Genomic DNA, 21,506 nt, shown 5'->3' with positions numbered 1-21,506 from the left:
GCCTGGTTGCTTTGAGCCGAGATCGTTTCCACCTGGCCGGCCTGGAGCTCGACCTGGCTGACGGTGTGCCCGACGCGCTCGATCAGGTCGTGGATCTTCGCCACGGTGCCGTTGAACACCTGGCCCAGGTCGCCCAACTCATCGCGACTATGCGCAACAAAAGTGACGGTCATGTCGCCGGCCGCCACCTTGTCCATCATCGCCCCCAGGCGCCGCAGCGTGGTGCGGGTGGACGCGTAGAAACCGGCGTACAAATAGAAGATCAGCAAGAACACGGCGCTCAGGGCCGACACGAGCACCACCATGTGCGTGCGGTTTTGCGCCAGGCGTTGCTCCAACTGCTGTCCGAGGAACGCCAGGGTGGCGTCATCCAGCTGATAGGTCTGGGCCATCAACTGGCTGACGCCGTCGTAGAAGCCCTGCCAGGGTGCGTCGAGGGTTTCGGCCATCACCACCTGCTCTTCAAACAACTCGCTGCCATGCTTGAGGCTGGCGTTGCTGGCCGTGGCGAGGTTGTCGAGTGCCGCGTGGGCTGCGGTACTGGAGCCCAGGGCATCCTGCAACTTCAGGCCATATTCGGCCTGGAGTTTTTCCAGTTGCTGCAAAAGCTCGTCAAACCGTGTGCTTGACGAAGAATTGAGAAAACCCTGGCCCAGGGAATACGCGCCCATCGCCCGGCCTTCGCCCAGGGCCTGGGTGACTTGCGGGGTGACGCTGGTGATCAGCTCGCTGAGTTGGCGCAGGTCACTCTGGGCGTCTCGGCTGAGCCCGGATTGGCTGGCGACGATCTGGCTGAGCATCTGCGCCTTGTTGAGCAACTTGCCGATCAATGCACTTTTGCTCAGCAGCGACGTTTCCTGTTGCTGGGTCTTGAAGGCCGAAATCAACTCGTCGCGCTTGGCATTGAAAGCCGCAATCTGCTCGGGCTCGGTGGCCATAGCGTTGAGGCCTTGCAGGCGGTTGAGCACACTTTGTTCCAGGGCGCTGATCTTGCCGTCAAGATCGCCGGCCTTGCCGGACTGGCCGAGGGTGGCGTTGATCTGTACCTGGTTGTTGAGGGTTTCCAGGTCGCGGCGCAGGGCCAGGCTGCTGCCAAGTAAATCAAGGCTTTGCAGTTCGACGCGAGTGCCCTGGAATTCACGCCATGACTCACGCACCAAGTAATAGTTGGTTGCCAGCATCGGTAGCAGGAACAACACGCTGATCAGGCTGAACTTCATGCCGAAGCTCAGGCGATTCATCAAGGCGACGGCGGGATAGAGCAAGCTCTTCACAGGTGAACTCCCTTTCTTTTATTTTTATTGAGGTGCAGGGCGGCAGTTAGCCAGCATCTGTATAGCTCAATTTGAGAGGGAGTTTTGTAACTTAAGGTTAATGGTTGGTGGGGCTGCTTCGCAGCCCAGCGCGGGGCAAGCCCGCTCGCCACAAGCAAGCCCGCTCGCCACAGGCGAGACTGCTCACTACGGCGAGCCGGCTTCTACAGGGTCAGGGTAGGACGGTCCAGATGGCGAAGCCGGCGTACCACAGCACCGCTGCGCGTAGCAGCAGTTCCCAGAGTCGGTCCAGGCTGTTGATGCCATCGGGACCGACCGCAGGGGGTGGGATTTCGGCGGCGACCAGGCCGACTTTTTCCACCAGTTGGGCGGCGCTGATGTCCCAGCTCAGCAGTTCATGGAGCATCACACGGCTGACCGCAACGAAATTTCCGACCAGGGCAAAGCTGGCGGCCAGCAGGCGTACCGGCAGCCAATCGAACGCGTGGCGCAGTTGCCCGGCCCGCTCGGCTACCAAAGGGTTTTTGCTGTGTTCACTGGCCAGTGCGAGCAGCCGATAAGCCAGTGCGGCAACCGGGCCCAGCAGGAAGTACCAGAAAATCACCGCGAAAAAACTCTGGTAGGCCTGCCATAACAGATGACCCTGGACGCGTTCGAGCAATTGCTCGCCACTGTCGGCGCTCAGGCTCAGGTCACGTTCGGCCACATGCTCGGCGGCCTGCAGGTCACCCCGTCGCCAGGCATCGCGGAACGGACCAAGCCCGGCGAGCAAGTCACCACGACCCAGGCTGTAGATCACCACCAACAGGTGCACCGGTAGCGCCAGCAGCCCGTACGCCACCGGCTCCAGCACCAGCAGCAACAGCGCCAGCAAGGCCACCGGCAACAACACCAGCAACGCCAGAATCAGCCAGGGCTGCTTGCCCATGCGCGGGCTCGATTCCAGATTGGCCAGTTCGCGCAACCAACCACCATCTCGCTGCAACCGCTGGCGCAGGGCCGAAAACTTCTCGATCCATACAGCCAGCACCAACACCAGGAAACTCATCGTGCGTGTCCTCCATCCTGCAGGGCGCTGCGAAAGCGCGTCCAATCAAAAGCGGGGCCGGGATCGGTCTTGCGTCCCGGAGCGATATCGCTGTGACCACAAATGCGCTCGGGGGTGATGCCTGGGTAAGCCACCAGCAACTGGCGGGTCAGGTCGATCAGTGCGGCATATTGAGCGTCGGTGAACGGCAGATCATCCGTGCCCTCCAGCTCTATCCCCAGGGAAAAATCATTGCAGGTGTCCCGCCCCTCGAAATACGACACCCCGGCATGCCAGGCACGGTGGATGCAGGATACAAACTGCGTCACGGCGCCATCACGCTCAATCAGAAAATGCGCTGATACCCGTAGGTCGGCAATCCCTTCAAAGTAGGGATGTTCCGTGACATCCAGGCGGTTCTGGAAAAATTCCTGCACTTTGCCGGTGGCGAACTGCGCCGGTGGCAGGCTGATGTTATGCACCACCAACAGTGAGATTTCGCCGGCGGGGCGCTCGTTGAAGTTGGGCGACGGGCAATGACGGATGCCCTGGCACCAACCGCTGGTGGGGTCCAACTGCATACAGGTTCCTTGAACGATACAAAGTGTGACCAGTATGCCGCGTTAGACCCTCCGGTTGCGATCACTTGCCGCGATTGAGTTGACGCAGCTTGTCCACCACAGCAGTCAGGGCGCGCTCGAACAGGGGCCCGTCTTCCAGCGTGTGCAGTGCACCACGCTTGAACGCCATTGCCAGTTGGCCCGCGCTCTTTTCCAACACCTTGAGCCCCGTGCGGCTGATGAACACATAAGTGTTGGCCGGCGCCATGATCGCTGTCAGCTTGCAGCGCAGCGTGCTGGCCTGGCCTTCCTGGAAGAGTACCCAGTCGCCCACCTTGAGTTGGAGAGCCTTGTACAGGTCAGGATCGTTACCCGGCAGCTCGGTGACCGGGTCGGGTGACGCCGTACTCAGCACAAATGGCTCACGCACCTCGATCAGCTCATCAACGCCTTCAGGTGCCTGGATATGCAACGCCTGCAAGCGCACAAAGAATTCTCGGGTGCTGAAGGGGTCAAACGCCGCGCTGGTCAAACCGTCGCGCAAGGCCTTGAGCAACCCCGGCAGTTGTTCCAGCAAACGTCGCCCGGCCTCGGTGTCCTGCTGCAGGCCGACGCTCCAGATCAACTCGTCCATGGTGCGCAGCCCAGCTTGCCATTGCACTGACTGCTCGCCGTGCTTGAGGCTCGCCAGCAGCAACACCTGGCTCCAGGCCTGTTGCAGGAACTGCACCACAGGACGCGGCAGGACCTTGCCCAACAGCCGTTTATTCAGCACATCAGCCACACGCTGGCGGGCGGCTTCAGTGCGCACACGCCCGGCTTCGGCATCGCGGGTGTGCTGTTCGAGCAAGTCGCTGCGCCGGCGTTCATCGGCGGCAAACGCGCTGAACTCGGCGAGCAATTGAGAAAAAATCGCCGGATCTTCGACAAATTCGTTGAGCAGGCGCTGCACCACTTGCTCGATGCGCAGGTAGAGAGGGTCGCATGCCTGGCTATCACACGGGCTGCAGCCCATGGCGACGGTCGCGACTTCATTGAGCAGGCGCCGCGCCGGATGGCTGGCGCGACTGAAAAAACTCTTGTCCAGCAACGCCACTTTCAGCAGCGGGATCTGCAAGCGGCCGATCAGGGCCTTGAAGGCATCGGGCACGGTACGGTCATTGAGGATGAACTCAAACAGCAGCGCAACCAGATTGATCACGTCTTCGTCTGCGTCCTCCACCACCCGCGACTTACCACTCTTGACGCTGATACGGGTGAGCAATTGTTCAAGCTGGCTGCGCAGGTCGAAATCGTCCTCCGACTCAGGCTCCGGCACGTACTGCTGCAAATGGGAGAGCAGGCGCAGCAGGTCCTGGGTGGAAATGGGCAACGGCTCGGCGCTGGCCTCAAGCGTCGGCGCCACACTGCCACGCACCGCTGTCAGCAATGGCTGAAGCGCGGCGAAGGCTTCCTGGCCATTTTCGTCACCGGACCGGTCGGCGACTGGCGGGGTTGCTTCGCGCGGATGCTCGGGTGCCGCACGCCCATCGATGCGCCGTGACGGTACGGCCTTGAGTTCAGGCAAGACGCCGGTTGCGACCAGCAGTTGATTGGCTTCACCGTATAGCTGGTCGGCGTCACTGAGCACGTATTTTTCAAAGAGCTTGAGCATGACCAGTTTGACGCGGATCTCCACGCCCAGGCTGCGCCCCGCCCGCAGGAAAAACTCACACAGCAGCGCCGGCCCCAGCGGGTTCTCACGATCATCCAGACGGTTGCCCAGTAAAGCGCTCAAGCGTGCCGTAAGTTGCGCAAGAGCCAGGCCGTCACGGTGGCGCACCCGACCCAACATGGCTTCAAGCGCCACGGCTTTTTCCAGGTCGTCCCTGGTCGAACCCGGCACGCCGTCGTAGGAAACCACCGGCACCAGTTGCAGCTCGCCCCGCCCTGCCTGGCCCAGACTGGCAAAGGCGTCGAAAAGACGCTCCATGAACACACGTTCGAAATTCTTGCGCTTGAGGCGCAGATCACGCATGGCTTCAAAGAAAATATGGTGATCGAGGTTGTTGCGCGCCTTGTCGGCCATTTCGAACAGTGTGTCGTCGGCGTTATCGAACAGCTCCTGCAACCCTTGCTGCAACTGTTGCGCCGCCTTGTCGCGAACCTGCAGCAACACCACCGGCAGTCGGGCGAGCGGCGATGGCGTGGCATGCGCCTTCTTGATTGGCACCACCTTTCCGTCATTGTGCATCCTGGCCTCCTGAAACGGCGGTATTGGGCGAGACGTCAAAGCTATGACGCCAATTGCAAGGCGCGAGATTATCTTGCAAACAAGGGGGGTTGCGCCAGCACACTCTGTCATTTGGCGGTAAATGAGCAGGTCGCTGGGTTCAGACGCGCACTGCCCCTATAATCGGGGCACTTTGTCTGTGGAGCCTGTTATGCCGAATCTCCGTCTTGCCGACCTCACCGCCGAAATCGAAGCCAACGTGCGCCGCGCACTGCTGGAAGACATCGGCAGCGGCGACATCACTGCGCAGTTGATCCCGGCCGAACGGCTGGCCACGGCCACCATCATCACCCGCGATGCCGCAGTGATCGCCGGCACCGCCTGGGTGGATGCGGTGTTCCGCCAGCTGGACCCACGGGTAGCCGTGCATTGGCAGGTGGCCGATGGCGAACGCGTCAGCCCCAACCAGGTTCTGTTCCACCTTGAAGGCCCGGCGCGCTCACTGCTCAGCGGCGAACGCTGCGCACTGAATTTCCTGCAACTGCTGTCCGGCGTCGCCACGCGTGCCCAATTTCTGGCGGATTTTGTTTCCAGCACCCAGGTCAAGCTGCTGGATACCCGCAAAACCCTGCCGGGCCTGCGACTGGCGCAGAAATACGCAGTGACCTGCGGCGGCTGCCACAACCACCGCATTGGTTTGTATGACGCTTTTTTGATCAAGGAAAACCATATCGCGGCCAGCGGCGGCATTGCCCAGGCGATTGCGGCCGCACACCGGATCGCACCCGGCAAGCCGGTGGAAATCGAAGTCGAAAGCCTGGATGAACTGCGCGAAGCCCTGGCCGCAGGTGCGGACATCATCATGCTGGATGAATTGAGCCTGGAAGACATGCGTGAAGCCGTGCGCCTGAACGGCGGCCAGGCCAAGCTGGAAGCCAGCGGCGGGATCAATGAAGACACCCTGTTGCCCATCGCGGAGACAGGGGTGGACTACATCTCGATTGGCGCGATGACCAAGGATGTGAAGGCGGTGGATTTGTCGATGCGCCTGAGTATCTAGACCGTTGCAAGCGGTAGTGAGCGGGGGCAGCCCGCTCACTACACACTTCAGACTACAAGGTCATTCATCTCGCAGTATTCTTCCCATTCGACACCCAGCACTTCGGCCGCCTCTTTGTGCAAGGCCAGTCGTGCCGCTTCGAATTCTTCCGGTGTCGAGGTGTACTTGAGGGTCAGCTCCCAAGGCTGATAGCCCTGGCTCTCGGCTTCATCCTCGAATGCCCACTGGATCTGGTCGCGCTGATCATCGGCGCTCAGGTCCTTGATCTCTTCTTTAAGCTGCGGCGATTCCTCGAGGTATTTTTCGAGGGCTGCTTGATGCCGAACTTCCTGGGTCATTTCAGTCGTGGTCATGTTGTTCTCTTAGATCGAGGAATGGGGATGCATCTGGGTCATCAAGGTTGCGCAGATACAAAAGAGCAGGCTCAAATGCCGGCTCGTCTGGCCTTCAGAACCATTCTGGGATCATCTGAAAACGGTGTTGCCATGGTGCCTTTTTGCCCGAGACAGGAATCGAACCTGCGACCTTCGCGTTACGAGTGCGCTGCTCTACCGACTGAGCTACACGGGCGGTGGGCTAAAGCTAGCACTGCATTGGGAGTCCGGCAACTTGCGGCCTTCAGCGCGCAATCACGCCCTGGGCCCAGAAACGGGGTTGCAGCAGGTCGACATGAGTGCCCAGGTACTGCTGCTGGGCTTGCTTGATGTGAGGCACATCGCGAGCTGCGATAAAAACCAGCAGACCGACGGCCAGCACACTCAGCACTTTCCAGGCTGCCCAGGCCAGTGGCAACGCGGCGGTTCCCGGGGTTTTCCACACATGCAACGCCATCAGCCAGCCCACCACCAGCGCCAGCCAGACCTGGGAATTGGGCATCACCATCACGCCGTCGACCATGGACTGCACCAACGCCCCTACCAAGGCCGCAAACAGGCATAGCCGCAACAGATCAGCACGAGTGTTGGAAAGCGCTCGTTCACGCAACACGCTGAACGTCGCCCAGCCGCCTCGCCACGCCAGAGCCACCACGCACAAGGCCGATGGCACACCCCATTCACTCGCCCATTGCAGGATGGCCTGGTGCGGATGAGCGGCGATTTCATTGGCAATATCGGCAAAATGCATCGGTCCGAAGCCCAACCATGGACACTCCACGATCATATGCCAAGCCTGCCACCAGATCGGACCGCGGCCCGACAGGGAGGTGGTGAGGCGGTCACTGGCGCTCTTGGAGACCTCGACCCCCAGGTAATCCGCCACTACCGTAAACACCAGCCAGTACAGCAGCAGCCCGCCAAACATCGCGGCCAGTTGCCAACCCAGCCATCGTCGCCCCGAGGCGCCAAGTACCGCCAGCACACCTGCGGCCACACACATGCCAAGCCAGGTACCGCGCGTACCACCGGCGATCGCAATCATCCACCACACGCACAGCAACGCGAACACCGCCCCCTTGAGCGGACGCGAGATCACAGGGATCAACAAAGGAAGCGCCAACAGCGGCAGCGTGAACGTCTGAAACTGGCCGTAGAAGCGCTTGTTGGAAAAGCCGGACAGCAGCAGGTCAGGGTCCAGCGCACGTTCAGCGCTGATAAACACAAGTGTGCCTGCATACAGGTATTGAATCGACTTGATCAAACACAGCAGCACCACCACCATGACCAAGGCGCGATCCAAAGGCTCACCGCCCTGGCGACGCAGCAAGGCAAACGCCACGGCAATCGACCCGCAACTGACAAACAGCGCCATTTCGGCAAGTGCCCAGAGCGGCTGATGGGCCAGCATGGATGACACCAGGCCAAGCACGATAATCAGTATCAGGCCCAGGGCGGTTGGCCTGTCCAACAACTGGCCGACAGGGACGATGGACAACCCATACAGCACCGCACACGCCCCTATGGCAATCTGCATAGCTCGCTGCAAATCATGCCCACTGAAGGGTGCACATATTCCGACCACCAGCAGGCAAACCACTGTCACCAGGAAAACACTGCCACGCTGCTGTATAGATAAAGCCATCGGCCGCCTCAACTTCCCTGTGGATGGTTCAGCAACTATGCCCCGTCGGCGCCGCAGCCCTTGGCAACATATTTCGCTTCAGCGGTGGTACTGCATTTCCAACCGGTGGTGGCGTTGCGCGTCAGGCTGATGGTCTTGCCCAACACCGGCGCAGGGGCGTCGAGTATTTCGCAACTGATGGTGCCCGCGCCGGTAGCCACATCCCCTGTCACGTTGATCGTGCAATTGGCCGTGGGGCTAGTGCCGCCGATCAATGCCAAGGTCGGCACTGTGCCCTGGTTGAGGGTGTCTTCAAACCCGGGCTTCAACGCGGTGATTTCAGCCAGGCCTGCAGTGAATTTGGCCTTGGCCTGGTGCGTGGTGTACATGGGCAGGCCAATGGTGGCCAAAATGCCGATGATTGCAACGACAATCAGCAGCTCGATCAGGGTAAAACCTTTTTGACGTCTCACATTCACTCTCCAGGATAGAACTCATGACAAGGCGCTTCCTGCGCCCCGTGTTGTGCAGCGGCGCCAGTGTACTCATCCGCAGGCCGTCAATCGCGCACAGGACGCACATTCTGACATTTTATCCGCCACCGTCCGCCTGTCCGAATCCGTCACCTGACTAAGCTATACATCTTCAACGACCTCTGTGCGGAACGGTGACATGGACAACGCTTCAACGATCTACGCTTGGGAAGGCATCAACCGCAAAGGGCGCAGGGTGTCCGGGCACAGCACCGGGCACAACCCTGCCCTGGTCAAGGCTCAGCTGCGCCGACAAGGCATCAGCCCAGGGCTTGTACGCAAGCATTCTCCAGTTCTAGCGGGCCTCAAGCCATCTATCAAATCAGCGGATATCACCCAGCTCACGCGCCAACTGGCAACCTTGCTGAAGGCCGGGATTCCTCTGCTGCAAGCCCTCGACATCATCAGCGAAGGCTTTGACAACGCTACGCTGCGCGAGCTGCTACAGGGGTTGCAACAGTCAATCGCCGCTGGCACCAGCCTTGCCGACGCGTTGCGCAAGCATCCGCGCTGTTTCGATGAGCTGTATTGCAACCTGGTGGCGGCCGGCGAACAGGCCGGTGCCCTTGAAACCTTGCTGGAGCGCGTAGCGATTCATAGGGAAAAGAGCGAGCAGTTAAAGGCCAGGATCAAAAAAGCCATGACCTATCCGATCACCGTGCTGATAGTCGCCAGCCTGGTCACCGGCGTGCTGCTGGTCCACGTAGTGCCGCAGTTCCAAAGCCTGTTCGCCGGAGTCGACGGCAAACTGCCCGGCTTCACCTTGCAGGTGATCGCTTTGTCCGAGTTCATGCAGCGAGCCTGGTGGGGCGTGGCACTGGGCCTGCTTGCCGCGGGTTTTGGGTTGCGCCACGCCTACCATGCCTTACCGGCTTTCCAGCTGTGGCTGGATGCCGGTTTGTTGAAAGTGCCCGTGGCAGGCAAACTGCTGAGAAAATCGGCCGTGGCCCGCTACGCCCGCACGCTGTCCACTACCTTCGCCGCCGGTGTTCCGTTGGTGCAGGCCCTGGACTCGGTGGCCGGGGCCGCCGGTTCTGAGCCGTTCAGACAGGCAATCGAGCATATGCGACACGACGTATCCACTGGCATGCAACTGAATCAATCCATGGCCGTCAGCGGCCTGTTTCCCGGCATGGCCATCCAGATGACGGCCATCGGCGAAGAGTCGGGCACGCTTGACCGCATGCTGGAGAAGGTCGCCAACCAGTACGAGGCCGATGTGGACACCCTGGTCGATCACCTCACTAGCCTGATGGAGCCTCTGATCATGGTGATACTGGGGGGCATCGTCGGCGCGCTGGTGATTGCCATGTACCTGCCGGTATTCCAACTGGGGAGCGCATTTTGAGCCTGCTGCTGGGCGAGCATCCCTGGGCGTTTGTTGCGATAGCGTCGGTGCTGGGGCTGATCGTCGGCAGTTTTCTCAACGTGCTGGTGTGGCGCCTGCCGAAAATGCTCGAGCGGGAATGGCGCGCCCAGGCCAATGAAGTGCTGGGCTTGCCAGCAGAACCAGCCGGGCCGACCTACAACCTGATGCAGCCCAACTCCTGCTGCCCACACTGCAACCATCCCATACGCCCATGGGAAAATATCCCGCTGCTCAGCTACCTGTTCCTGCGCGGCCGCTGCGCGCATTGCCAAGGGGCGATCAGCATCCGCTACCCCCTCACGGAACTGGTGTGCAGCTTGATCTCGGCCTGGGTGGCCTGGCATTTCGGAGTTGGCTGGCAGGCAGGAATGGTGATGGTGCTGAGTTGGGGGTTGTTGGCGATGAGCCTGATCGACGCCGACCATCAACTGCTGCCGGATGTGCTGGTAATGCCGCTGCTGTGGCTGGGACTGATCGTCAACAGTCTCGGCCTGCTGACAACATTGGCCGACGCCCTGTGGGGCGCCGTGATTGGCTACATGAGCCTGTGGAGCGTGTTCTGGTTGTTCAAGCTGGCCACCGGCAAGGACGGCATGGGCCACGGCGACTTCAAGTTGCTGGCGCTGCTCGGCGCCTGGGGTGGCTGGCAGATCCTGCCGATGACGCTGTTGATGGCGTCACTGGTCGGGGTATTTGTCGGCTTGATCCTGATGCGCCTGCGCAACACCCTGGCGTCGGCACCGATGCCTTTTGGACCGTATCTGGCGACTGCCGGCTGGATTGCATTGCTCTGGGGTGGTCAAATAAGCGACTTCTATTTGCAGTCTGTCGGTTTCAGATGACCACTCATGTTGCAACACCCTGGATTCTTGGCCTTACCGGCGGCATCGGCAGCGGCAAAAGCGCGGCGGCCCAACACTTTATCGACCTGGGTATCGACTTGGTGGACGCCGATCACGCCGCCCGCTGGGTAGTAGAGCCTGGTCGGCCGGCATTGGAGCGCATCGCCGAGCACTTTGGTGCTGGCGTACTGCAGCCGGACGGCCAGCTGGACCGCGCCGCATTACGCAAGCTGATCTTTGAAGTACCCGAAGAGCGGCGCTGGCTCGAAGCCTTGCTGCACCCGTTGATTGGCGAGGAAATCCGCAGCCACCTGGCACGCGCAAAATCGCCTTACGCAATACTGGTGTCGCCGCTGCTGATCGAATCCGGCCAGTACAGCATGACCCAGCGCATCCTGGTGATCGACGTGCCGCAATCGCTGCAGATTCAGCGTACCCTGCAGCGCGACGGCATCAACGAGCAACAGGTGCAGGCGATCCTCAAGGCCCAATCCAGCCGCGAAGACCGCCTGAAACATGCCGATGATGTACTGGTCAATGACCAGGACCTTGCCTGGCTGCACAGCGAGGTCGAGCGACTGCACCACTTTTACCTTACTTTGCGTGGAGGCCGATCATGAGCCAACCCTTGACCGTCGACTGCCCGACCTGCGGCGCACCCGTGGAATGGAAAGCGACCAACCTCAACCGGCCGTTCTGCTCGGACCGCTGCAAACTCATCGACCTGGGCGCCTGGGCCGCTGAAGAACACAAGATTCCCGTAGCCCCGGATGCCGAAGACGAGCTGTTTTCCGAAGACCTGCCGCCGCGCCACTAAGGGCGCATGAAGGCGTATTCCTGCTGGTCGTCGAGGTTCTCTGCAAGGTATTGCAGCTCGTCGGCCAGGTCTTCGAAACTGCGCACACCCTTGCTCTGCTGCACCACTGCGCTGAGCATGGCGCGCAAGGTCAGGCCTGGGTCAAAACCGATTTCCTGTGCCGCATCCTGGCTTCTGCGCAACTCCTGCCGAGCCCATTCGTACACACTCATGATCCGCGCTCCTGGAAAAATTTCGCAGAGCATGGGCCTGCTCGGCGGCGCGGGATTTGATCCAGGTCAACGCTGCGAATCGTCATCCTTCCAAGGTGCCGAGAGGTAGCGCGTGCGGTTGAAGGTCTCCAGCCATTCGGGGCAAAACACCACCAGGGCACTGATGACCATGCCGTTGATAAAGGCCTCGGGGAAGATGATCAACCACAGGTAGCCGACGAAATCCTCCAGCCATTCCGGCATGGCGAAACGCCCGTCGAACCACAACAGCCCCAGCCCACACAGCAGGCACAAGAGCGTCGACAGGGCTGCCGCGAAAAAACCGGAACAGAAGATATACACGAAGGGATTGCGTGGTTGGGCACGCTCGACCAGCAGCGCGCAGGTTTCAGTGACCAGCACCGGTAACCCGATAAGCAACAGGCCATTGACGCCCAGGGCAGCGAGATCCTGGCGCCCCAACAGCATCAAGCCCAACTGGGCGGCAAAACCGCCGACGATTGCCAGGGGCCAGTCCAGCAACAAGGTCACGGCCGTCATACCGATGAAGTGGTAAGACACGCCGGTATCAAAATCCCGCCGCACCAGCCACAGCATGAACAACGCGAACACCGTGCCGAACAGCAAATGCTGGCGGCGCCGGTCGGCGAACAACTCGACCCACGGCGAACGCAGGATCGCCCACAGTACCACCGGCGCGTACAGGAGCCAGCCGATGCTCATGGTTGTCGGCGCCAACATGGCGGCACTGATCACGGCGATACTCCCCGGGTCGAATAGAGTCGGATGATCAGTCTACACCGACGTTTCACAGGGGTACTTCCTGCGGTCATCGTTTGGGCGCTAAGCTGCTAGCTATGGATGACTCAGATTACTTGCGCCTGCTCACCGTAGCGGCCGAACAAGCCAACGCGTTCTTGTCCAATGCCCGCAAATGGGAGCGTGAGCGTTGGGTCTGCCAGCGCCTGCTGCAAGGCTTGAACGTGCCCTACCGTGCCGAAGAATTCCACGCCGCCGGGCAAGAGCCGCCGGACGTGCTGTTTCGCGACGCCAGCTTCGAGGTGTTTTTCGTGCTGGACGAGGGTCGCCGCCTGAATGACGAATGGCGCGATGAACTGCTGCGTCGGCGCAGTGCGTTTTCCCTGAGCCAACTGGTACGGCGCGAAGCCAAGCCGAGGCGCATCCCGGCCCACGAGTTTCTGCTGCGTCTGGCGCCCACGCTGCGCAAGAAGGCGCATAACTATAAAGAGCGCGGAATGGACCTGGGCGAGCTGGATATCGTCGCCTTCACCAGCCTCAAGCGCGAAGTGCTCGACCTAAACAGCCATTTTCCGCCGCCCACGGAATACCTGCGCCAGGGTTGGCGCTCGCTGTCGCTGGTGGGGCCGACCTTTGCACGGGTGCTGTTCGCTCACCCCGACGCACCGGATTTCTTGCGCAACAACCTGGGCCGCAGCATAGTGTTCGACGTAGGTATCAGCCTCTGAGCCCACCCGGACTGTAACGTGGCGCCCTTTTGCAACGTCTACCTGACGAGGCCTTTATGACCAGCCGCCTGAACCCCGATGACCAACAGCATGTCGAAGAGTACCTGCAACTCTCCCAGAACCGAGTCGAGCGCAAGCCTTTCCGGCCGTGGCTGCTCCTCGGCGTGGTGCTTGCCGTGGTAATCGGCCTAGGCTTGCTGAGTCGCCTTTTGAGTTACCTGACGCTATGAGCTGCCTGGCGCTCGCGGGGGTAACTGCTCCGATTTCTTTTAGCCTTGCGAGATATCCCCATGACCCATCGTATTATTATCGTCGGCGGCGGCGCCGGCGGCCTGGAGTTGGCTACCCGCCTGGGTAAGACCCTGGGCAAGCGCGGCACCGCCAGCATCACGCTGGTGGACGCCAACCTGACCCATATCTGGAAGCCACTGCTGCACGAAGTGGCGGCCGGCTCGCTGAACTCTTCGGAAGACGAACTCAATTATGTCGCCCAGGCCAAATGGAACCACTTCGAGTTCCAACTGGGGCGCATGAGCGGGCTTGATCGTGAACAGAAGAAGATCCAGCTGGCCGCCACCCTCGACGAAGAAGGCCGTGAACTGGTGCCCGCGCGCGTGCTGGGCTATGACAGCCTGGTGATTGCGGTCGGCAGCACCACCAACGACTTCGGCACCGAAGGTGCGGCGCAGCACTGCCTGTTCCTCGACACCCGCAAGCAGGCCGAACGTTTCCACCAGCAGCTGCTCAACCACTACCTGCGCGCCCATGCCGGGCAGACTGACGTGGTAGAAAAAATCAGCGTCGCCATCGTCGGCGCCGGTGCCACCGGGGTCGAGCTGGCCGCCGAACTGCATAACGCCGCCCATGAGCTGGCGGCCTATGGCCTGGACCGTATCAAGCCGGAAAACATGCACATCACCCTGATCGAAGCCGGCCCACGAGTACTGCCGGCCCTGCCGGAGCGTATTGGCGGGCCTGTGCATAAAACCCTGGAAAAGCTTGGGGTGACGGTACTGACCAACTCGGCGGTCAGCGAAGTGACGGCCGATGCGCTGATCACCAGCAGTGGCCAAGTGATCCCGGCCAGCCTCAAGGTATGGGCTGCCGGCATTCGCGCGCCGGGTTTCCTCAAGGACATCGATGGCCTGGAAACCAACCGCATCAATCAATTGCAGGTTTTGCCAACGCTGCAAACCACCCGCGACGAGAACATCTTCGCCTTCGGCGACTGCGCCGCCTGCCCGCAACCGGGCACCGACCGCAACGTGCCGCCACGGGCCCAGGCGGCTCACCAGCAGGCCTCGTTGCTGGCCAGGTCGCTGAAGCTGCGTATCGAGGGCAAGGACCTGCCTTCCTACAAATATACCGACTACGGCTCGTTGATCTCGCTGTCGCGGTTCTCGGCGGTCGGTAACTTGATGGGCAACCTCACCGGCAGCGTGATGCTGGAAGGCTGGCTGGCGCGGATGTTCTATGTGTCGCTGTATCGCATGCACCAGATGGCGCTGTATGGGTTCTTCCGTACGGCAATGCTGATGCTGGGGAGCAAGATTGGGCGTGGCACCGAGCCGCGACTCAAACTTCACTGACAACTCGGCCCCTGAGGGCACTCAATAAATGTGAGAGGGGGCTTGCCCCCGATTGCGGTGAAGCAGTCACTGATTTTTCGACTGACACACTGCCATCGGGGGCAAGCCCCCTCTCACATTTGATTTTCACCGGACTTGAGTTTTGCACGCACAAAAAAAATCCCCGTATCTTTCGATACGAGGATTTTTAATATGGTCGGGGTAAGGGGATTCGAACTCCTGACATCCTGCTCCCAAAGCAGGCGCGCTACCGGACTGCGCTATACCCCGGTAAAAAAAAGGCGACCTCTCAGTCGCCTTCTTCGATCAGTGCTTTTGGCCTCTGATCTTAAGATTCGATTCCAGCGCTAACTGGTCTCAAAAATGGTGGGTCGTGTGGGATTCGAACCTACGACCAATTGGTTAAAAGCCAACTGCTCTACCAACTGAGCTAACGACCCAAATATGGTCGGGGTAGGGGGATTCGAACTCCCGACATCCTGCTCCCAAAGCAGGCGCGCTACCGGACTGCGCTATACCCCGATATTGAAATTGGCTCCGTGACCAGGACTCGAACCTGGGACCCAATGATTAACAGTCATTTGCTCTACCGACTGAGCTATCACGGAACTACATATTTCAAAGTACTACGTTGCTGCTTACTACCTTCTCTTCGACTTGCCCGTATCGCTACGTTCATGTCTCTGAGGCGCGCTATTCTACAATCTTAAAAACCCCTGTCAACCCCTTAAATTGCTTTTAAGACAATGATTTGCGCTTGTTTCTGATTTCTTCTTGGGGAGAAGAAACCCGTGGGCTGACGTTGCTGCGGGGCGCACTTTACAAGCCTTTGCCTTACAGTTCAACGCCCTATCGAAAAAAAAGGCCCCGCAATGCGGGGCCTTCCATTTTTGCTTTGCCCTTTGGGCTTAGTGGAAGACGATCTCGTCGTTTTCCACGGTCGCCTCGACGCTGGTGCCCGGCATGAAGCTGCCCGATAGGATCAACTGGGCCAGCGGGTTCTCGATCCAGCGCTGGATCGCACGCTTCAAAGGCCGTGCGCCATACACCGGGTCGTAACCCACCGCGATCAGCTTGTCCAACGCCTCCTGGCTCAGGTCCAGGGACAGCTCGCGCTCTGCCAGACGGCCGCGCAGACGACCCAGCTGGATCTCGGTAATGCCCGCGATCTGATCCCGCGCCAGAGGCTCGAAGATCACCACTTCGTCGACCCGGTTGATGAATTCCGGGCGGAAGTGCGAAGTCAGCGCATCCATCACCGCCGCACGTTGCGCTTCACGATCACCCACCAGTTCCTGGATCTGCGCCGAGCCCAGGTTGGAGGTCATCACGATCACCGTATTACGGAAATCCACGGTACGCCCGTGACTGTCGGTCAGGCGGCCGTCTTCCAGCACTTGCAGCAGGATGTTGAACACATCCGGATGCGCCTTCTCGACCTCATCCAGCAGGATCACCGAGTAAGGCTTACGCCGCACGGCTTCGGTCAGGTAACCGCCCTCCTCGTAGCCCACGTAGCCTGGTGGCGCACCGATCAAGCGAGCCACCGAGTGTTTCTCCATGAATTCGGACATATCGATCCGCACCATGGCCTCTTCGGTATCAAAGAGGAACTCGGCCAAGGCCTTGCACAGCTCGGTCTTACCCACGCCGGTCGGGCCGAGGAACATGAACGAGCCACTCGGACGGTTCGGGTCGGACAACCCGGCCCGCGAACGCCGTACCGCGTTGGACACCGCCACCACGGCCTCTTCCTGGCCGATCACGCGTTGGTGCAACAGGCTTTCCATCTTCAGCAGCTTGTCGCGCTCGCCTTCGAGCATTTTCGACACGGGAATCCCGGTCCACTTCGAGACGACTTCGGCAATTTCTTCCTCGGTCACCTTGCTGCGCAGCAGTTGGTTCTCAGGCTTGCCGTGCTGGTCGACCATCTGCAGGCTGCGCTCCAGGTCCGGGATCACCCCGTACTGCAACTCGGCCATGCGGTTCAGGTCACCTTTACGGCGTGCCGCTTCCAGTTCCTGGCGCGACTGCTCGATCTTTTGCTGGATCTGCGCAGAGCCCTGCACTTCGGCTTTTTCCGAGGTCCAGATTTCTTCCAGGTCCGAATACTCGCGTTCCAGGCGGACGATTTCTTCCTGGAGTTTTTCCAGGCGTTTCTTCGCCGCGTCGTCTTCTTCTTTCTTCAGGGCCTGGGACTCAACTTTCAGTTGAATCAGGCGTCGATCCAGGCGATCGAGCACTTCCGGCTTGGAGTCGATCTCCATACGGATGCGGCTGGCCGCTTCGTCGATCAGGTCAATGGCCTTGTCGGGCAACTGACGGTCGGTGATATAGCGATGGCTCAACTTGGCCGCCGCAATAATCGCACCATCGGTGATCGCCACCTTGTGGTGGACCTCATAACGCTCTTTCAGGCCACGCAGGATTGCGATGGTGTCTTCTTCGCTCGGCTCTTCCACCAGTACTTTCTGGAAACGACGCTCAAGGGCCGCGTCCTTTTCTATGTACTGGCGATATTCGTTGAGCGTGGTAGCACCGACGCAATGCAACTCACCCCGCGCCAGGGCCGGCTTGAGCATGTTGCCGGCATCCATGGAGCCCTCGCCTTTACCGGCGCCGACCATGGTGTGCAGTTCGTCGATAAACAGAATGATCTGCCCTTCCTGCTTCGACAACTCATTAAGCAGGGATTTCAGGCGCTCCTCGAACTCGCCACGGAACTTGGCACCGGCGATCAAAGACCCCATGTCCAGGGACAGCAGGCGCTTGCCTTTAAGGCCATCCGGCACTTCACCATTGATGATGCGCTGGGCCAAACCTTCGGCAATCGCGGTTTTACCCACGCCGGGCTCACCAATGAGCACCGGGTTGTTCTTGGTGCGACGCTGCAGGACCTGGATGGTGCGACGGATTTCATCGTCACGGCCGATCACCGGATCAAGCTTGCCCTCTTCGGCGCGCTTGGTCAGGTCGACGGTGTATTTATCCAGGGCCTGGCGCGACTCCTCATGGTTGGGATCGTTGACCGCATCACCGCCACGCAGGTTGTTGATAGCGTTTTCCAGGGCTTTCTTGCTCACACCCTGGCCCAGCAACAACTTGCCGAGCTTGCTGTTCTCGTCCATGGCGGCGAGCAGCACCAGTTCGCTGGAGATGAACTGGTCACCCTTCTGCTGGGCCAGACGGTCCGCCTGGTTGAGCAGGCGCGCCAGGTCCTGGGACATGTTCACGTCGCCAGTCGGGTTTTGGATTTTCGGCAGTTGGTCGAGCTCTTTGCTCAACTCCTTGCGCAGGCTGTTGACGTCAAAGCCCACCTGCATCAGCAAGGGCTTGATAGAACCACCTTGCTGTTCCAGGAGCGCCTGCATCAAGTGCGCAGGCTCGATGGCCGGGTGGTCGAGGCCCACCGCCAAGGATTGAGAGTCAGACAGTGCCAACTGCAATTTGCTGGTTAAACGATCAATACGCATTAGTCACCTTCCTTTTGAGCAGGCCGGAGCTATAAAACATCCTGAATGAAGAAACCTGCCAGATACCCTTATAGATGGGGTGGATTCTGGAAGATTCAAGCGAGCGACGGCGGATATGGACCGGGTTTGACCCAGATCAAAGGAGTCTAGCGTTCAAGCCAGACAAGGGAGGCAAAACGTCCGGTGCGGGGGCTACGCCGGTAGGAAAAGAAGCGCGGGTCGGTCACGGTGCAGTACCCGCCACCATAGACAGCAGTAACGCCGCGCGCAGCGAGGCGCAGGCGCGCGAGCTTATAGATGTCGGCCATGAACTTGCCTGGGTTATGGCTGGGCACGAACGCTTCGGCAGTGATCGGCAACGGCTGCATGAAGGCTTCGCGGACTTCCGGGCCGACTTCGAAGGCTTGTGGGCCAATCGCCGGGCCAAGCCACACCAGTACGTCTTCAGGTTCGGCGCCGAGGCTTTCGAAAGCCGCTTCCAATACCCCTGCCGCCAGGCCACGCCAGCCAGCATGGGCCGCAGCCACGCGGGTGCCGGCGCGGTTGCAGAACAATGCGGGCAGACAGTCAGCGGTCATTGAGGTGCAGGCGATGCCAGGGGTGCTGGTCCAACTGCCATCGGCTTCGGCAATGCGTGACGGGTCAGCCTCGACCACGCTTATCCCGTGGACTTGGCGCAACCAGGCAGGCTGAATATTAAATGCGTCGGTAAGACGGCGGCGGTTTTCGAGGACCGCTTCGAGGTTATCCTCAACATGATCGCCCAAGTTGAGACTGTCGAACGGCGCCAGACTGACGCCGCCCGCTCGAGTGGTGACGCAGGCTTTCACCTGAGCCGGCGCGGGCCAGTCAGGTATCAGCCAGTCACTCATCCGACAAACGCCTCGCGATCCTGCTTGAGCAGCGTCAACAACCAGACCAAATCGTCCGGCAGAGGCGATTCCCAGCTCATCCGCTTACCGCTCGTCGGATGATCCAATTCCAGGAAGCGTGCATGCAACGCCTGGCGCGGGAAGTTTTTCAGCGATTCAACCATGGTCTGGCTCGCCGCCGGTGGAATGCGGAAGCGCCCCCCGTAGGCCGGATCACCGACCAACGGGAAGTTGATGTGTGCCATGTGCACGCGAATCTGGTGGGTACGGCCGGTTTCCAGCTTGACCCGCACGTGGGTGTGGGAGCGGAAACGTTCGAGTACTCGGTAATGGCTGACGGCCTGCTTGCCACCTTCCATCACCGCCATACGCTGGCGTTGCTGGCCGTGACGACCGATCGGGGCGTTGATCTTGCCGCCGGCTACCACCACACCAATCACGATGCATTCGTAGATCCGGCTGACGCTGCGGCTCTGCAACTGTGTAACCAGCTGCGTCTGCGCCTGAATGGTCTTGGCCACCACCATCAGACCGGTGGTGTCCTTGTCCAGGCGGTGCACGATGCCGCAGCGTGGCACATTGATGATGTCCGGCACATGGTGCAACAAGGCATTGAGCAGGGTGCCATCAGCGTGCCCGGCTGCCGGGTGAACCACCAGGCCTGCGGGTTTGTTGATGACCAGGATGTCGTCGTCTTCGTAGACGATATCCAGCTCGATGTCCTGGGCGACCCATTCTCCCTGGGCTTCCTGCTCGGCAGTCAGCTCAAGAATCGCACCGCCATGGACTATGTCTCGCGGGCGGATAACCGCTCCATCCACAGTCAGGCGGCCGTCTTTGATCCAGGCGGAAAGGCGCGAGCGCGAGTGCTCAGCGAATAATTGTGCGGCGACTTGATCGAGGCGTTGGCCGCCCAATTCGGACGGCACCTCTGCGCGAAGTTCAATTTTATCGGACATGCTCAGACTAGGCGTGGCACAGCCTTTGGTTTCGGCTGCGCGCTTGTGGTTAAATACGGCGTCTTTTGCCCCGAGGCTTTCAACGGGGCGCTCATCATAACAGGACGGCCCCGCCCAAGACAGCGGCCGTCATAGGGACGCAAGCCGCCATGCAAGTGAAACACCTGCTGCTGATCGCCATCCTCGCCATGACTGCTGCTTGCTCGTCAACAAAGGAAGTCGTCGACGAAAACCTGAGCGAAGTCGAGTTGTACCAACTGGCTCAGAAAGACTTGGACAATAATAGCTACACCAGCGCCACAGCGAAGCTGAAGGCCCTGGAGTCGCGCTATCCGTTCGGGCGCTATGCCGACCAGGCCCAGCTCGAGCTGATCTACGCCAACTACAAGAACGCCGAGCCGGAAGCCGCCAAGTCCGCCGCCGAGCGTTTTATCCGCCTGCACCCGCAGCACCCGAACGTCGACTACGCCTACTACATGAAGGGCCTGACCTCGTTCGACCAGGACGTTGGCCTGCTGGCGCGCTTTCTGCCGCTGGACATGACCAAGCGTGACCCGGGCGCGGCCCGCGATTCCTACAACGAGTTCGCCCAGCTGACCAGCCGCTACCCCAACAGCCGCTACGCGCCGGACGCCAAGCAGCGCATGATCTACCTGCGCAACCTGCTGGCTTCCTACGAGATCCATGTGGCCCACTACTACCTGACCCGTCAGGCATACGTGGCCGCCGCTAACCGTGGCCGCTACGTTGTGGAAAACTTCCAGGAAACCCCTTCCGTAGGTGACGGCCTTGCCGTGATGACCGAGGCTTACCAGCGCCTGCACCTGGACGAACTGGCCAGCACCAGCCTGGAAACCCTGAAGCTCAACTACCCGGACCACCCAAGCCTGAAAGACGGCCAGTTCGTGCCTCAGGTGGCCGAAGCGGACAACCGCTCGTGGCTGAGCAAGTACACCCTGGGCCTGATCGAATCCCGTCCACCGCTGCCGCCGGGCGAAACCCGTGCCAACCAGGACGTGATCAAGCAGTACCAGGACGCCAAGGACGCAATTCCTTCGGAGCTCAAGCCCCACGACGAGAACGGCGACGTGATCGAAGAGGAAGAACCGCAGGCCCTGGGCAATAACCAGGACCGCTCGTGGTTCAGCTACATGACCTTTGGTGTGTTCGACTGACTGCACCCGGCGTCATCAAGAAGGAGCCTTGCGAGGCTCCTTTTTTG

Annotated in this window: 20 protein-coding genes and 5 tRNA genes; 9 read left to right on the top strand and 16 right to left on the bottom strand. The window is 60.3% G+C overall.

Annotated elements, in window-relative coordinates:
• Nucleotides 1-1,485: 1,485 nt before the first annotated feature.
• The 3 genes from ampE to LUU92_RS04210 all read right to left on the bottom strand — a co-directional run bounded on the left by ampE (nt 1,486) and on the right by LUU92_RS04210 (nt 5,094).
• On the bottom strand, nt 1,486-2,322 hold the full coding sequence (gene ampE / locus LUU92_RS04220) for a regulatory signaling modulator protein AmpE (RefSeq protein ID WP_222540970.1): 837 nt from the start codon (nt 2,320-2,322) through the stop codon (nt 1,486-1,488).
• Nucleotides 2,319-2,882: a 1,6-anhydro-N-acetylmuramyl-L-alanine amidase AmpD gene (ampD, locus tag LUU92_RS04215; RefSeq protein WP_071491087.1), complete on the bottom strand. Its 564-nt coding sequence runs from the start codon at nt 2,880-2,882 to the stop codon at nt 2,319-2,321. Before ampD ends, ampE begins: the two co-directional genes overlap by 4 nt.
• A gap of 61 nt (nt 2,883-2,943) precedes the next feature.
• Entirely contained in the window at nt 2,944-5,094 is a 2,151-nt protein-coding gene (locus LUU92_RS04210; protein ID WP_257103199.1) for a DUF1631 domain-containing protein, read from the bottom strand.
• Nucleotides 5,095-5,284: 190 nt separating this feature from the next.
• On the opposite strand from LUU92_RS04210, the gene nadC reads away from it, so the two are divergent.
• Nucleotides 5,285-6,133, top strand: coding sequence for a carboxylating nicotinate-nucleotide diphosphorylase (gene nadC / locus LUU92_RS04205; protein WP_071491085.1), 849 nt, complete (start codon nt 5,285-5,287; stop codon nt 6,131-6,133).
• Nucleotides 6,134-6,180: 47 nt separating this feature from the next.
• Here the strand turns inward: nadC and LUU92_RS04200 are convergent, their stop codons facing one another.
• From LUU92_RS04200 to LUU92_RS04185, 4 genes are all read right to left on the bottom strand, one after another.
• Nucleotides 6,181-6,486 (bottom strand): DUF6388 family protein, encoded by a 306-nt coding sequence (locus tag LUU92_RS04200; RefSeq protein ID WP_033903347.1) that lies wholly within the window; start codon nt 6,484-6,486, stop codon nt 6,181-6,183.
• A gap of 144 nt (nt 6,487-6,630) precedes the next feature.
• Nucleotides 6,631-6,703, bottom strand: a tRNA-Thr gene (locus LUU92_RS04195).
• Nucleotides 6,704-6,751: 48 nt separating this feature from the next.
• Nucleotides 6,752-8,152: an O-antigen ligase family protein gene (locus LUU92_RS04190; protein ID WP_257103198.1), complete on the bottom strand. Its 1,401-nt coding sequence runs from the start codon at nt 8,150-8,152 to the stop codon at nt 6,752-6,754.
• A 35-nt stretch (nt 8,153-8,187) separates the two neighbouring features.
• The gene (locus LUU92_RS04185; protein ID WP_083351537.1) at nt 8,188-8,610 is read right to left on the bottom strand and encodes a pilin; all 423 of its coding nucleotides are present in this window, start codon (nt 8,608-8,610) and stop codon (nt 8,188-8,190) included.
• A gap of 193 nt (nt 8,611-8,803) precedes the next feature.
• Here LUU92_RS04185 and LUU92_RS04180 point away from each other — a divergent pair, with 193 nt between their 5' ends.
• Genes LUU92_RS04180 through yacG form a run of 4 tightly spaced genes read left to right on the top strand, consistent with a single transcriptional unit; the run spans nt 8,804 to nt 11,692 of the window.
• Nucleotides 8,804-10,012, top strand: coding sequence for a type II secretion system F family protein (locus LUU92_RS04180; RefSeq protein ID WP_222540967.1), 1,209 nt, complete (start codon nt 8,804-8,806; stop codon nt 10,010-10,012).
• Nucleotides 10,009-10,875, top strand: coding sequence for a prepilin peptidase (locus LUU92_RS04175; RefSeq protein WP_257103197.1), 867 nt, complete (start codon nt 10,009-10,011; stop codon nt 10,873-10,875). Before LUU92_RS04180 ends, LUU92_RS04175 begins: the two co-directional genes overlap by 4 nt.
• Nucleotides 10,872-11,495, top strand: a complete 624-nt coding sequence (coaE, locus tag LUU92_RS04170) for a dephospho-CoA kinase (RefSeq protein ID WP_257103196.1) — start codon at nt 10,872-10,874, stop codon at nt 11,493-11,495. The genes LUU92_RS04175 and coaE overlap by 4 nt, the downstream gene beginning before the upstream one ends.
• Nucleotides 11,492-11,692, top strand: a complete 201-nt coding sequence (gene yacG, locus LUU92_RS04165; protein ID WP_003188437.1) for a DNA gyrase inhibitor YacG — start codon at nt 11,492-11,494, stop codon at nt 11,690-11,692. Before coaE ends, yacG begins: the two co-directional genes overlap by 4 nt.
• Here yacG and LUU92_RS04160 read toward each other — a convergent pair.
• A complete protein-coding gene (locus tag LUU92_RS04160; protein ID WP_003171680.1) occupies nt 11,689-11,904 on the bottom strand; it encodes a hypothetical protein in 216 nt (71 codons plus the stop codon). The genes yacG and LUU92_RS04160 overlap by 4 nt on opposite strands.
• 66 nt (nt 11,905-11,970) lie before the next feature.
• The gene (locus LUU92_RS04155; protein WP_257103195.1) at nt 11,971-12,660 is read right to left on the bottom strand and encodes an energy-coupling factor ABC transporter permease; all 690 of its coding nucleotides are present in this window, start codon (nt 12,658-12,660) and stop codon (nt 11,971-11,973) included.
• A 101-nt stretch (nt 12,661-12,761) separates the two neighbouring features.
• Here LUU92_RS04155 and LUU92_RS04150 point away from each other — a divergent pair, with 101 nt between their 5' ends.
• The 3 genes from LUU92_RS04150 to LUU92_RS04140 are packed head-to-tail and all read left to right on the top strand — an operon-like array spanning nt 12,762 to nt 14,980.
• Nucleotides 12,762-13,391: a DUF1780 domain-containing protein gene (locus tag LUU92_RS04150; protein WP_010213242.1), complete on the top strand. Its 630-nt coding sequence runs from the start codon at nt 12,762-12,764 to the stop codon at nt 13,389-13,391.
• Between the two features lie 56 nt (nt 13,392-13,447).
• Nucleotides 13,448-13,621 (top strand): DUF3094 family protein, encoded by a 174-nt coding sequence (locus LUU92_RS04145; RefSeq protein WP_046034083.1) that lies wholly within the window; start codon nt 13,448-13,450, stop codon nt 13,619-13,621.
• Between the two features lie 60 nt (nt 13,622-13,681).
• Nucleotides 13,682-14,980 (top strand): NAD(P)/FAD-dependent oxidoreductase, encoded by a 1,299-nt coding sequence (locus tag LUU92_RS04140; RefSeq protein ID WP_071491077.1) that lies wholly within the window; start codon nt 13,682-13,684, stop codon nt 14,978-14,980.
• A 193-nt stretch (nt 14,981-15,173) separates the two neighbouring features.
• On the opposite strand, the gene LUU92_RS04135 is transcribed toward LUU92_RS04140, so the two are convergent.
• The 7 genes from LUU92_RS04135 to rluD all read right to left on the bottom strand — a co-directional run bounded on the left by LUU92_RS04135 (nt 15,174) and on the right by rluD (nt 20,284).
• A tRNA-Pro gene (locus tag LUU92_RS04135) sits at nt 15,174-15,250 on the bottom strand.
• A 94-nt stretch (nt 15,251-15,344) separates the two neighbouring features.
• A tRNA-Lys gene (locus LUU92_RS04130) sits at nt 15,345-15,420 on the bottom strand.
• A 5-nt stretch (nt 15,421-15,425) separates the two neighbouring features.
• Nucleotides 15,426-15,502, bottom strand: a tRNA-Pro gene (locus LUU92_RS04125).
• A 10-nt stretch (nt 15,503-15,512) separates the two neighbouring features.
• Nucleotides 15,513-15,588, bottom strand: a tRNA-Asn gene (locus LUU92_RS04120).
• A 300-nt stretch (nt 15,589-15,888) separates the two neighbouring features.
• Nucleotides 15,889-18,453: an ATP-dependent chaperone ClpB gene (gene clpB / locus LUU92_RS04115; RefSeq protein ID WP_058423066.1), complete on the bottom strand. Its 2,565-nt coding sequence runs from the start codon at nt 18,451-18,453 to the stop codon at nt 15,889-15,891.
• 146 nt (nt 18,454-18,599) lie between these two features.
• Nucleotides 18,600-19,325 carry a peptidoglycan editing factor PgeF gene (pgeF, locus tag LUU92_RS04110; protein WP_222540963.1) on the bottom strand — a complete coding sequence of 242 codons (726 nt, stop codon included), beginning with the start codon at nt 19,323-19,325 and terminating at the stop codon, nt 18,600-18,602.
• A complete protein-coding gene (gene rluD, locus LUU92_RS04105) occupies nt 19,322-20,284 on the bottom strand; it encodes a 23S rRNA pseudouridine(1911/1915/1917) synthase RluD (protein WP_058423068.1) in 963 nt (320 codons plus the stop codon). Before rluD ends, pgeF begins: the two co-directional genes overlap by 4 nt.
• A gap of 149 nt (nt 20,285-20,433) precedes the next feature.
• Between rluD and LUU92_RS04100 the strand changes: the two genes are divergently transcribed.
• Nucleotides 20,434-21,459 (top strand): outer membrane protein assembly factor BamD, encoded by a 1,026-nt coding sequence (locus LUU92_RS04100; RefSeq protein ID WP_058423069.1) that lies wholly within the window; start codon nt 20,434-20,436, stop codon nt 21,457-21,459.
• The last annotated feature ends 47 nt before the right edge of the window (nt 21,460-21,506 follow it).

Origin of the sequence: Pseudomonas extremorientalis (assembly GCF_024584605.1) — a bacterium.
In the GTDB taxonomy this organism is placed as follows: domain Bacteria; phylum Pseudomonadota; class Gammaproteobacteria; order Pseudomonadales; family Pseudomonadaceae; genus Aquipseudomonas; species Aquipseudomonas extremorientalis.
This window is presented reverse-complemented; position numbering and strand designations above follow the sequence as displayed.